3 protein-coding genes and 1 pseudogene are annotated in these 13,313 nt (G+C 73.8%); all 4 read left to right on the plus strand.

Annotation, left to right across the window (positions count from 1 at the left end; translation table 11 throughout):
* Positions 1 to 33 precede the first annotated feature (33 nt).
* A pseudogene (locus U0177_RS01755) lies at positions 34 to 1,502 on the plus strand (type I polyketide synthase); the annotation flags it as partial.
* A 131-nt stretch (positions 1,503 to 1,633) separates the two neighbouring features.
* Positions 1,634 to 4,576, plus strand: coding sequence for an acyltransferase domain-containing protein (locus U0177_RS01760; RefSeq protein ID WP_409568859.1), 2,943 nt, complete (start codon positions 1,634 to 1,636; stop codon positions 4,574 to 4,576).
* Positions 4,577 to 4,589: 13 nt separating this feature from the next.
* Positions 4,590 to 9,131, plus strand: coding sequence for an SDR family oxidoreductase (locus U0177_RS01765; protein ID WP_409568860.1), 4,542 nt, complete (start codon positions 4,590 to 4,592; stop codon positions 9,129 to 9,131).
* Between the two features lie 11 nt (positions 9,132 to 9,142).
* Positions 9,143 to 13,300 (plus strand): amino acid adenylation domain-containing protein, encoded by a 4,158-nt coding sequence (locus tag U0177_RS01770; RefSeq protein WP_409568861.1) that lies wholly within the window; start codon positions 9,143 to 9,145, stop codon positions 13,298 to 13,300.
* The last annotated feature ends 13 nt before the right edge of the window (positions 13,301 to 13,313 follow it).

The following is a 13,313-nucleotide window of genomic DNA, read 5'->3' on the forward strand; positions in this document are numbered from 1 at the left end:
GAGCTGCTTGGCACCGAGATCGCGCTGATCGGCATGGCCGGGCGCTTCCCCGGCGCGCCCGACATCGACACGTTCTGGCGCAACCTGCGCGACGGCGTCGAGTCGATCGTGCGCTTCAGCGACGACGAGCTGCTCGCGCGCGGCCTCGACCCGGAGGTGCTGCGCGACCCGGGCTTTGTCAAGGCCGGCGCGCCGATCGAGCATTCCGAGATGTTCGACGCGGCGTTCTTCGGCTACTCGCCCAAAGAGGCCGAGATGATCGACCCGCAGCAGCGCGTGTTTCTGGAATGCGCCTGGGCCGCGCTCGAGCACGCCGGCTACCACGCCGAGGGCTACGGCGGGGCGATCGGCGTATATGCCGGTTCGTCGCTCAACACCTACCTGCTGGTGAACCTGGCGACCCACCCCGAGGTTCAGCGCGCGCTCGACCGGCGCCTGGTGAACAAGCAGATGGCGATCAGCGTCGAGAACGCCGGCGACTTCCTGACCACGCGCGTGTCGTACAAGCTGAACCTGCGCGGGCCGAGCCACCTGGTGCAATGCGCCTGCTCGACCGCGCTGGCGGCGGTACATATTGCCTGCCAGGGGCTGCTGAGCGAGGAGTGCGACATGGCGCTGGCCGGCGGCGTGTCGATCAACCTCAACCAGCACACCGGCTATTTCTACCAGGAAGGCGGGATCGCCTCGCCCGACGGCCACTGCCGCGCGTTCGACGCCGACGCCGCAGGCACGATCCTGGGCAGCGGGGTGGGGGTGGTGGTGCTGAAGCGGCTGGAGGACGCGCTGGCCGATGGCGATACGATCTATGCCGTGATCCGCGGCTCGGCACTCAACAACGACGGCGCGCTGAAGGTCGGCTTCACGGCGCCCAGCGTCGACGGGCAGGCAGCCGTGATCGCCGAGGCGCTGGCGAATGCCGGCGTGCCCGCCGACACGATCGGCTATGTCGAAGCCCACGGCACTGGCACCCCCTCGGCGACCCGATCGAGATACAGGCGCTGACAAAAGCATTTCGCGCCAGCACCGCGCGCAGCAGCTTCTGCCCGGTCGGCTCGGTGAAAACCAATATCGGCCACCTCGATATCGCCGCCGGGATCGCCGGGCTGATCAAGACGGCGCTGGCGCTGCATCATCGCCAGATCCCGCCGAGCCTGCACTTCCACCAGCCCAACCCGCAGATCGACTTCCCCGCCACGCCGTTCTATGTCAATACGCACCTCGCCGACTGGCCCGCCACCGGCGCCCCGCGCCGCGCCGGCGTCAGCTCGTTTGGCATCGGCGGCACGAATGTGCACGTGGTGCTCGAAGAGGCGCCGCCAGCGCCAGGCCGCCCGGCGCCCGAGCGCGCACAGCCGCAGCTGCTCGTGCTCTCAGCCAAGACCGCACCGGCGCTGGCGCTGGCCGCCACCCGCCTGGCCGCGCATCTCGACGCGCATCCCGACCTCGCGCTGGCCGATGTCGCCTTCACGCTCCAGGCCGGCCGCCAGGTATTTGCGCATCGCCGCGCGGTGGTGGCGCACGACGCGCCCGAGGCCGCCCGCCTGCTCAGCGCCAGCGTCGCCGCCCCAGCCCAAGCCGCGAGCGAGCGGCCGATCGCCTTTCTGCTGCCGGGGCAGGGGCGCAGGCGGCGGGCATGGGCCTCGCCCTCGCCCAGACCACCCCTGCCCTCGCCCAGACCCTCGCCCTCGCCGACCGCGTCCTCCTCCCGCTCCTCGGCCGCTCCATCCACGCCATCCTCGCCGACCCGGCCGCCCTCGCCCACACCGCCCTCGCCCAGCCCGCGCTCCTCGCCCTCGAATATGCCCTTGCCCACGTCGCCCTCGCCGCTGGCCTCCGCCCCGCCGCCCTCCTCGGCCACAGCCTCGGCGAGCTTACCGCCGCCACCCTCGCCGGCGTCTTCTCCTTCCCCGACGCCCTCGCCCTCGCCGTCACCCGTGGCCGCCTGCTCGAAGCCGCCCGCGGCGGCCAGATGCTCGCCGTCGCGCTCGCTCCCGACGCCCTGGCCGCCTGGCTCGCCCACGCGCCCGCCCTCGACCTCGCCGCCGTGAACGGCCCGCAGCAGTGCGTGCTCAGCGGCCCGGCCGCCGCCGTCGCCACCTTGGCCCAGCGCCTGGCCGCCGCAGGCATCACCACGCGCGTGGTGCAGACCGACTACGCCTTCCACAGCGCGCAGCTCGACGGCGCGGCGGCGGCCTTCAGCCAGGCAGTCGCGCAGGTGCGGCGCGCGCCGCCTCAGCTGCCGCTGCTCTCGAACGTGCACGGGGCGTGGCTGGACGCGGCGACGGCGCAGGAGCCGGCGTACTGGGGGCAGCAGCTGCGCGCGCCGGTGCAGTTCGCGGCCGGGCTGGACTGCCTGGTGGCAGCTGGCGTGACGCTGGGCGTGGAGGTCGGGCCGGGGCAGGTGCTGCGCGGGCTGGCGGGAGGCAGGCTGGCGGGAGTGGCGCTGCTGCCACGAGCCGGCGCGCCCGACGAGGCGGCGCAGGTGCTGGCGGGGGTGGGCGAGGCGTGGGTGCGCGGCGCGGCGGTGGCGGGGGAGGAAGTGCGCGGCGCTGGCCAGAAGCGGCGGGTCGGGCTGCCGACCTACCCCTTCGCCCGCCAGCGCTTCTGGGTCGAGCCACGCCAGCAGGGCCGGGCAAGCGCGCCTGGCCGCGCACCCGACATTGCCGACTGGTTCTACATGCCGGGCTGGAGGCCTACGCTGCCGCCGCCGCCACCCGAGAGCGACCGAGCCGAGCAGCCAGGCAGCTGGCTGGTGCTCGCCGACGACTCTGGAGTTGGCGCGGCGCTGGCCGCGCGGCTGGGGCACACTGCCACGCTGGTAGCGGCCGGCGAGCGCTTTGCCGGCGACGCGCAGGCCGGCTACACGATCGAGCCGCGCCGGGCCGAAGACTACGCGGCGCTGCTGGCCGATCTGCGCGCGCGCGGCCGGGCGCCGCGCACGATCGTGCATTGCTGGAGCATCACAGCGGGCGAGGCCGAGCCAGGCCCGGCGCTCTTCGATGATTGCCAGACGCGCGGCTACGGCAGCCTGATCTTGCTGGCGCAGGCGCTGGCGCAGCAGCCGCCTGGCCACGATCTGCGCATTGTGGTGGTATCAAGCGGCATGCAGTGCGTCTACGGCGAGCGCGAGTTCCAGCCCGCCAAGCGCACGCTGCTAGGGCCGTGCAAGGTGCTGCCGCAGGAGCAGCTGGGGATCGCGTGCCAGAGCATCGACATCGCGGAGCCGCCGGCCGACGCAGAGCGGCGCGAGCTGCTGGCCGAGCAGCTGCTGGCCGAGATCGCCGCGCGCACCCCCGAGCCGGTGCTGGCCTACCGCGGCCACGAGCGCCTGGCGCAATCGTTCGAGCGCGTGCGGCTCGAGCGCGCGCCGCGCCCGGCACGGCCGCTGCGCGAGCGCGGCGTGTACATGATCACCGGCGGGCTGGGGCGCGTGGGCCTGCTGCTGGCCGAGCACCTGGCGCGCGCGGTGCGGGCGCGGCTGGTGCTGCTGGGCCGGGCGGGGCTGCCCGCACCCGAGGCGTGGGAGGCCTGGCTGGCGGCGCACGACGCGGACGAGCCGACCAGCCGGCTGATCGCGCGGCTGCAGGCGATTGAAGCGCTCGGCGCCGAAGTGCTGGTGCTGCGCGCCGACGTGGCCGACGCGCCGGCCATACGCGCCGTGCTGCAGCAGATCGACGCCCGCTTTGGCGCGCTCCACGGCGTGATCCACGCCGCCGGGGCGCTGGCAGAGCGCTCGGGGTTCGGCCCGATCGCCGCGCTAGGCCAGCGCGAGGCCGCGCTGCACTTCCCGGCCAAAGCCCACGGGCTGTATGTGCTCGAGCGCGTGCTGCGCGAGCGCCGGCTCGACTTCTGCCTGCTGCTGTCGTCGAACGCTGCCGTGCTGGGCGGGCTGGGGCTGGTTGCGTATGCCGCCGCGAACCTGTTCCTGGACGCGTTCGCGCAGCGCCAGAGCCAGCGCGGCCCCACGCCCTGGATCAGCGTGAACTGGGACACCTGGCTGATGCCCGGCGAGCAGCCTGAAAGCGCCGCCCGGCCCGGATCGGACGAGTACGCGCTGACGCCGCAGCAGAGCACTGAGGCATTCGAGCGGATCGTGACCCAGGCGCGCGCCGCGCAGGTGGTGGTGTCGGCCGGCGACCTGGCGGCCCGGCTGGATGCCTGGATCGGGCGCAAGCCCGCCCCGGCCGAGCCGGCCAGCCTGTACCAAAGGCCCGACATGCCGACGCCCTATGTCGCGCCAGCGACCGAGCTGGAGCAGGCGCTCGCGCGCATCTGGCGGCAGGCGCTGGGCGTCGAGCAGGTCGGGCTCGACGACAACTTCTTCGACCTGGGCGGCCACTCGCTGCTGGCGATCCAGGCGCTGGCGCAGCTCAAGCAGGAGCTTGGGATCGACCTGCCGGTGGCCAGCCTGTACGAGCGGCTGACGATCCGCGCGCTGGCCGAGCTGCTCGACCCACGCCGCGAGGAAGCCGCCGCCGAGCGCGACAGCGCGGAGTTCGAGGAAAAAGAGCGCCGCGCTAGCTGGCGCAAGCAGTACCAGCAGAGCCGGCGCGACCGCAAGCAGAGCGCTAGCTAAAGGACACGCGATCATGGCGGATCGAGAACCATCAGCGCCGACAGACGGCTCGGAGATTGCGATCGTCGGCATGGCCGGGCGCTTCCCCGGCGCGCCCGACATTGAGACGTTCTGGCGCAACCTGCGCGACGGCGTCGAGTCGATCAGCGCCCTGAGCGATGCCGACCTGGCGGCGGCGGGCGTGCCAGCCGCGCTGCGCGACGACCCGCGCTATGTGAAGGCCGCCCCGCTGCTCGACGACATTGAGCTTTTCGACGCCGAGCTGTTCGGCTACACGCCGCGCGAGGCCGAGCTGATCGACCCGCAGCAGCGCCTGTTCCTCGAGTGCTCGTGGGCCGCGCTCGAGCACGCCGGCTACGCGCCCGGTGTATTCGACGGCGCGATCGGGATATTCGGCGGCGCGCGCACCGACACCTACCTGCTGAACCTGTACGCCAACCCGGCGTTCCAGCAGTCGCGCGACACCACTCAGATCGCCCTTGGCAACGACCTGGCCTACCTCAGCTCGCGCGTGGCCCACCGGCTGAACCTGCGCGGGCCGAGCCTGAGCATTCACACCGCCTGCTCGACCGCGCTGGCGGCGGTGCATCTCGCCTGCCAGAGCCTGCTGATCGACGAGTGCCAGCTAGCGCTGGCCGGCGGCGTGGCGGTGAATGTGCCGCAGCGCGTCGGCTACCTGTACCAGGAAGGTGGCATCCTGGCGCCCGACGGCCACTGCCGGCCATTCGACGCCGACGCGCGTGGGACGGTGTTCGGCAGTGGGGTGGGGGTGGTGGTGCTGAAGCGGCTGGAGGACGCGCTGGCCGATGGCGATACGATCTATGCCGTGATCCGCGGCTCGGCGCTCAACAACGACGGCGCCGTAAAGGCCAGCTTCACGGCGCCTAGCGTCGACGGGCAGGCGGCCGTGATCGCCGAGGCGCTGGCGAACGCCGGCGTGCCCGCCGACACGATCGGCTATGTCGAAGCCCACGGCACCGGCACCCCCCTCGGCGACCCGATCGAGATCCGCGCGCTCACGCGGGCGTTTCGCGCCAGCACCGCCCGCAGCAGCTTCTGCCCGATCGGCTCGGTCAAGTCGAACGTGGGGCATCTGGACGCGGCCGGCGGCATCGCCGGGCTGATCAAGACGGCGCTGGCGCTGCATCATCGCCAGATCCCGCCGAGCCTGCACTTCCACCAGCCCAACCCGCAGATCGACTTCCCCGCCACGCCGTTCTATGTCAATACGCACCTCGCCGACTGGCCAGCCTCCGGCGCCCCACGCCGCGCCGGCGTCAGCTCGTTTGGCTTTGGCGGCACGAATGTGCACGTGGTGCTCGAAGAGGCGCCGAGCGCGCCACACCGTCCAGCGCCCGAGCACGCACAGCCGCAGCTGCTCGTGCTCTCGGCCAAGACCGCACCGGCGCTGGCGCTGGCCGCCACCCGCCTGGCCGCGCATCTCGACGCGCTTCCCGACCTCGCGCTGGCCGATGTCGCCTTCACGCTCCAGGCCGGACGCCAGGCGCTACCTTTCCGCCACGCTGTCGCAGCGCATACCCACGCGGACGTAAGCGCCGCCCTGCGCGCGCCTATTCCCGCGCGCGCGCCGGCTCCGGCCCAGCCCGCCACCCTGGCCTTTCTGCTGCCGGGGCAGGGGGCACAGGCGGCGGGCATGGGCCTCGCCCTCGCCCAGACCACCCCTGCCCTCGCCCAGACCCTCGCCCTCGCCGACCGCGTCCTCCTCCCGCTCCTCGGCCGCTCCATCCACGCCATCCTCGCCGACCCGGCCGCCCTCGCCCACACCGCCCTCGCCCAGCCCGCGCTCCTCGCCCTCGAATATGCCCTTGCCCACGTCGCCCTCGCCGCTGGCCTCCGCCCCGCCGCCCTCCTCGGCCACAGCCTCGGCGAGCTTACCGCCGCCACCCTCGCCGGCGTCTTCTCCTTCCCCGACGCCCTCGCCCTCGCCGTCACCCGTGGCCGCCTGCTCGAAGCCGCCCGCGGCGGCCAGATGCTCGCCGTCGCGCTCGCTCCCGACGCCCTGGCCGCCTGGCTCGCCCACGCGCCCGCCCTCGACCTCGCCGCCGTGAACGGCCCGCAGCAGTGCGTGCTCAGCGGCCCGGCCGCCGCCGTCGCCACCTTGGCCCAGCGCCTGGCCGCCGCAGGCATCACCACGCGCGTGGTGCAGACCGACTACGCCTTCCACAGCGCGCAGCTCGACGGCGCGGCGGCAGCCTTCAGCCAGGCAGTCGCGCAGGTGCGGCGCGCGCCGCCTCAGCTGCCGCTGCTCTCGAACGTGCACGGGGCGTGGCTGGACGCGGCGACGGCGCAGGAGCCGGCGTACTGGGGGCAGCAGCTGCGCGCGCCGGTGCAGTTCGCGGCCGGGCTGGACTGCCTGGTGGCAGCTGGCGTGACGCTGGGGCTGGAGGTCGGGCCGGGGCAGGTGCTGCGCGGGCTGGCGGGAGGCAGGCTGGCGGGAGTGGCGCTGCTGCCACGGGCCGGCGCGCCCGACGAGGCGGCGCAGGTGCTGGCGGGAGTGGGCGAGGCGTGGGTGCGCGGCGCGGCGGTGGCGTGGGAGGAAGTGCGCGGCGCTGGCCAGAAGCGGCGGGTCGGGCTGCCGACCTACCCCTTCGCCCGCCAGCGCTTCTGGGTCGAGCCCCAGCCAGCGCAGCCGGCCGCGCGCGGCGATGGCCAGAAGCGGCCCGATCCCTCCGAGTGGCTGTACCTGCCGGCCTGGAAACCAACCGCGCCGCCGCAGCCGCAAGCGCTGAGCGGCAGCTGGCTGATATTCGCCGATGGCCACGGGCTCGGCGAGCAGCTTGCGCTCCGGCTCGAGCAAGAGCAGCAGGATGTCGTGCGGGTGGCGGCAGGCCAGGCGTTTCGCGCCGCCGAGCGCTTGTATACCCTGAACCCCCAGCGGCGCGAGGACTACGCGGCGCTGCTGGCCGACCTGCGGGCGCGCGGCCGGGCGCCAGGTACAATCGTGCATTTATGGGCGCTCACCGCCGACGACCAGGCGGAAGTGACGTACGACGCCTTTGAGCAGGCCCAGCCGCTGGGCATGTTCAGCCTGCTGGCGCTAGCCCAGGCGCTAGGGCGGCCGTCCGGCGAGTCGCCAGCGCGGATCGTGGTCGTCGCAAACCGGCTACACGCGATCACCGCCGCCGAGCCGCTGGCGCCCGAGAAAGCCACGCTGCTGGGGCCGTGCAAGGTCATCCCGCAGGAGTACCCCGGCGTCAGCTGCCAGAGCATCGACGTTGTGCCGGCAGCAGGCGGCTGGCGCGCTGAGCAGCTGGCGGAGCAGCTGCTGGCCGAGATCGCCGCGCGCACCCCCGAGCCGGCGGTGGCCTACCGCGGGCGCCAGCGCTGGGCGCAATCGTTCGAGCCGGCGCATATAGGCCCGGCGAAGCCCGGCGCGGCGGGCCTGCGCGAGCGCGGCGTATACATGATCACCGGCGGCCTCGGCGCGATCGGCCTGGCCGTGGCCGAGGAGCTGGCGCGCGCGGCGCGGGCGCGGCTGGTGCTGCTGGGCCGGGCGGGGCTGCCCGCGCCCGAGGCGTGGGAGGCCTGGCTGGCGGCGCACGACGCGGACGAGCCGACCAGCCGGCTGATCGCGCGGCTGCAGGCGATTGAAGCGCTCGGCGCCGAGGTGCTCGTGCTGCGCGCCGACGTGGCCGACGCGCCGGCCATGCGCGCCGTGCTGCAGCAGATCGACGCCCGCTTTGGCGCGCTCCACGGCGTGATCCACTCGGCCGGCGTGGTCGGCGCGCGCGCGTTTGGGCTGATTGAGGAAGCCGGGCCAGCCGAGTGCGCGCAGCACTTCCAGGCCAAGGTGCGCGGCACGCTGGTGCTGAGCGAGCTGCTGCGCGAGCGCCGGCTCGACTTCTGCCTGCTGCAGTCGTCGCTGGCGGCGGTGCTGGGCGGGCTGGGGCTGGTTGCGTATGCCGCCGCGAACCTGTTCCTGGACGCGTTCGCGCAGTGCCAGAACCAGCGCGGCCCCACGCCCTGGATCAGCGTGAACTGGGACGCCTGGCAGTTTGACGCGCCGGGCAGCCAGCCGGCTGCCGCCGCGCAGGCGGCGCTCGCGCTCACCCCAGCCGAGGGCGTGGCCACGCTGCGGGCCATCCTTGCGGCACCCGCCACCGGCCAGCTGATCGTGTCGACCGGCGACCTCGAGGCGCGCGCCGAGCAGTGGCTCAGCCACGCGAGCCCCGGCGCCCCCGCGCCCAGCCAGCCCGAAGGGCTGAGCCTGCACCCGCGCCCGCAGCTCCAGAGCGCGTACCTCCCGCCCGAGGGCGAGCTCGAGCAGGCCGTGGCGGGGATCTGGCAGCAGCTGCTGGGCATCGAGCAGGTCGGCGCCAACGACAACTTCTTCGAGCTGGGCGGCCACTCGCTGCTGGCGACAGAGCTGGCGGCCCGGCTGCGCCAGGCATTCGACGTCGACGTCTCGCTGCGCAGCCTGTACGAGGCGCCGACTGTCGCCGGGCTGGCGCGCGCGGTTGAAGACCTGCTGATCGCCGAGATCGAAGGTATGGCCGAGGAAGACGTGCTGCGCTCGCTCGGCGATATAGCCTGATTGGAGGGGCAATGCCTGAGGCAGACGCAAACCAGGATCGGCGCGCGGGCCTTTCGGAGGCGCGGCGGCGGCTGCTCGAAAAGCGTATTCGCGGCGAGGCAGCTGGCTCGCGAGCGGCGCCTGCCAAGGCCGCTGCCGCCGAGATCGTGCCGGACGCGGCGGGGCAGTACGCGCCCTTCCCGCTCACCGATGTCCAGCACGCCTACTGGGTCGGCCGCAGCCCCGCCTTCCCGCTCGGCAACGTCGCTGCGCATGGCTACCTCGAGCTGGACGTGACCGGGCTGGATCTGGAGCGGCTGACGGCGGCGTGGCAGCGGCTGATCGCCCGCCACCCCATGCTGCGCGCGGTCGTGCGCCCCGACGGCCAGCAACAGGTGCTCGACCACGTCCCACCCTACCGCATCGCCACCTGCGACCTGCGCGCCGCCGACGAGCCCGAGGCCGCCGCGACCCTCGCCAGCCTGCGCGCCGCCCGCTCGCACGCCCAGCACCCCACCGACCAGTGGCCGCTGTTCCAGCTCACCGCCTCCCTGCTCCCCCGCCACCGCACTCGCCTCCACATCAGCATCGACCTCCTTATCGCCGATGCCTGGAGCTTGCAGATCCTGCGGCGCGAGCTGGGGCAGCTGTACCGCGAGCCGAACGCGCAGCTGCCGGCGCTGGAGCTGGGCTTCCGCGACTATGTGCTGGCCAGCCAGCCCGACCCCAGCAGCGCCGCCACCGCCGCCGCCTGGGACTACTGGCACGCCCGCCTCGCCACGCTCCCGCCCCCGCCCCAGCTGCCCCTCGCCGCCGACCCCGCCTCCGTCCGCGCCCCGCACTTCCAGCGCACCAGCGCCACCCTCCCCCCCGCCACCTGGCGCGCCCTCTCCCAGCGCGCCGCTGCCTGCGGCCTCACCCCCTCCAGCCTGCTCCTCGCCGTCTTCGCCGAGGCGCTCGCCCGCTGGGCCGCCAGCCCGCAGTTCACCCTGACCCTCACCCTGTTCAACCGCGCCCCGCGCCACCCCCAGGTCGCCGCGCTGGTGGGCGACTTCACCGCCCTGACCCTGCTCGCCGTCGACGCCCCGCCCGACGCCAGCTTCCGCGCCCGCGCCCAGCGCCTGCACGCCCAGCTCTGGGCCGACCTCGACCACCAGGCCGTCAGCGCTGTCCCGCTCCTCCGCGCCCTCGCCCGCCAGCGCGGCGCCCCCGTCGCCTTCCCCGTCGTCTTCACCTCCACCCTCGGCCTGGACTCGGGCGAGCAGGGGGTGTTTGATTTTGACGAGGCGACCGAGGCCAGCGCGGCCTTTGCCGTGACCCAGACGCCGCAGGTGTGGCTGGACCAGCAGGTGGCCGAGAGCCAGGGCGCCCTCCACCTCGCCATCGACGCCGTCGACGCCCTCCTGCCCCCCGCCCTCGTCGCCCAGCTCCTCGACGCCCAGCTCACCCTCCTCGCCCACCTCGCCGCCCCCACCGCCGACTGGGACGCCCCGCTCCCCGACCTCCGCCCTGCCTCCCACCAGGCCATCACCGCCGCCCTCAACGCCACCGCCCATCCCTTCCCGCCCTCCCTGCTCCACGCCCCGCTGCTCCACCAGGCCCGCCTGCGCCCGCTCGCCCCCGCCGTCATCACCCCCACCACCACCCTCTCCTTCGCCGACCTCCTCGCCCGCGCCACCCTGCTGGCCCAGTCCCTGCGCGCCCACGGCGCCGCCCCCAACGCCCTCGTCGCCGTCTGCCTGCCCAAAGGCGCCTCCCAGGTCGTCGCCACCCTCGCCACCCTCCTCGCCGGCGCCGCCTACGTCCCACTCGACCCCTCCCTCCCGCCGGCCCGCATCCTCCAGCTCCTCGCCCAGACCCACGCCGCCCTCGTCCTCGCCGACCCGGCCGACGCCGCTGCCTTCCCCTGGCCCGACCACGTCGCCGTCCTCACCGTCCCCGACACCACGCCTGAAACGCCGCCGTCGCTCGACCCCGTCGCCACGCCCACCGACCTCGCCTACGTCATCTTCACCTCCGGCTCCACCGGCACCCCCAAGGGCGTCCGCATCACCCACCACGCCGCCGCCAACACCCTCGCCGACCTGGCCGACCGCTTCGCCCTCGGCCCCCACGACCGCGTGCTCGGCCTCTCTGCCCTCAGCTTCGACCTCTCCGTCTTCGACCTCTTTGGCGTGCTCGGCGCCGGTGGCGCCGTGCTCCTGCCCGACCCCGACGCCGCGCGCGACCCCGCCGCCTGGCACGCCCTCGCCACCGCCCACACCCTGACCTTCTGGAACAGCGTGCCGGCCCTGCTGGCGATGTACCTCACCTACCTGCACGGCCAGCGCCTGCCGCTGCCGCCGTCGCTGCGGCAGGTCTGGCTCAGCGGCGACTGGATCCCGCTGACCCTGCCGGCGCAGCTCTGGGCGCTCGGCCCGCAGGTGCGGCTCACCAGCCTGGGCGGCGCGACCGAGGCGGCGATCTGGTCGATCGCCTACGATGTGCCCGCGGTCGAGGCCAGCTGGACGAGCATCCCCTACGGGCGGCCGCTGCGCAACCAGCAGGTGTGGGTGCTCGACACGGGGCTGCGCGAGCGGCCGCTGGGGGTGGTGGGCGAGCTGTACATCGGCGGGGTCGGGCTGGCAGACGGGTACTGGGGCGACGCGGCGCTGAGCGCGGCGCGGTTTGTGCGGCAGCCGCAGACGGGGGCGCGGCTGTACCGGACGGGCGACCTGGGGCGGTATGGGGCGGACGGGACGATCGAGTTTCTGGGGCGGGAGGACGCGCAGGTGAAGGTGCAGGGGTACCGGATCGAGCTGGGGGAGGTGGAGGCGGCGCTGGCGGAGCACGCGGGGGTGCGGGCGGTAGTGGCAGCAGCGGTGGGCGAGCGCCTCGGCCCCAAGCGCCTCGTCGCCTACCTCGTGCCCGCCGACGCGCGCCTGCTACCGGCAGAGCAGCGCCCGGCTGCCGAAACATCCGAGCCTGAGGCCGATGCCGGCCAGCTGCTCAGCCCGCTTGCGCGGCTGGAGTTCAAGCTGCGCCAGCCAGGCATGCGCCGCGACGCGGGCCGGGCGAATACCGTGCTGGCGCGCCCCGAGCCGAGCGCCGCGCTGGAGCAGGCCTACGCCGCGCGCCGCAGCCAGCGCACATTTGCCGCCGGCCCCGTGGCGGCCGAGCAGCTTGGCGAGCTGCTGGCAGCGCTCATGCCGATGGCGCGGCCAGGGGCGCCGCTGCCGAAATACCGCTACCCCTCGGCCGGCAGCCTGTACCCGGTGCAGGCCTACCTGTATGTCAAAGCAGGCCGCGTGGCCGGGCTGTCCGGCGGTGTGTACTACTACCACCCCGCCGAGCACAGCCTGGTGCTGCTCGACGAGCACGCTGTGTTCGAGCGCGACATTCACCACGCGGCGAACCAGCCGATCTTCGACCAGTCGGCGTTCGCGATCTTCCTGATCGGCCAGCTGCACGCGATTGAGCCGATATATGGCCCATTGGCGCGCGACTTCTGCATGCTCGAGGCCGGCGCGATCACCCAGCTGCTGATGACTGCGGCGCCGGCCAGCCAGCTCGGCCTGTGCCCGATCGGCGACTTCGATTTCGAGCGGGTGCGCCACGCATTCGCGCTCGACGACGGCCACGTGCTGCTGCACAGCCTGCTGGGCGGCCGCGAGGGCGAGGCCATGCTCGGCGCGCCTGGCCCTGAGCAGCCCGACGCCGCCCGCTTCATCGACGAGCTGCGCGCCTGGCTACGCGAGCGTCTGCCCGAGTATATGCTGCCGTCGGCGTTTGTGCTGCTCGGCGCGCTGCCGCTCTCGGCCAATGGCAAGGTCGACCGCAACGCCCTGCCCGCGCCCGGCGCAGCTGATGCCGAGCCAGCATCCAGCTACGTGATGCCACAGACCGCAGCCGAGCGGACGATCGCCGCGATCCTTCAGGAGATACTGGGGATCGAGCGCGTCGGCATCCACGACAACTTCTTCGACCTGGGCGGCAACTCGCTGCACATGGTGCAGGCCTACAACCGGCTGCGCGAAGTGTTCAGCCAGGAATTCCCGGTGGTGGCACTGTTCGAGCACCCCAGCGTAAGCCTGCTGGCGGGCTACCTGAGCAGCGCCGCGCCCGAGCGCCCGGCCCAGCAGCAGGGCGCCGAGCGGGCCGCGCTGCGCCGCGCGGCCGGGCAGCGGCGGAAAGGAGCCGGCAATGAGTGACGCGCCAGCCAGC

Origin of the sequence: Kouleothrix sp. (assembly GCF_046328425.1) — a bacterium.
GTDB lineage: Bacteria > Chloroflexota > Chloroflexia > Chloroflexales > Roseiflexaceae > Kouleothrix.

Coding starts and splice junctions, on each gene's coding strand:
- U0177_RS01770 (WP_409568861.1), top strand. CDS start 9,143: ATGCCTGAGGCAGACGCAAACCAGGATCGGCGCGCGGGCCTTTCGGAG.
- U0177_RS01765 (WP_409568860.1), top strand. CDS start 4,590: ATGGCGGATCGAGAACCATCAGCGCCGACAGACGGCTCGGAGATTGCG.
- U0177_RS01760 (WP_409568859.1), top strand. CDS start 1,634: ATGGGCCTCGCCCTCGCCCAGACCACCCCTGCCCTCGCCCAGACCCTC.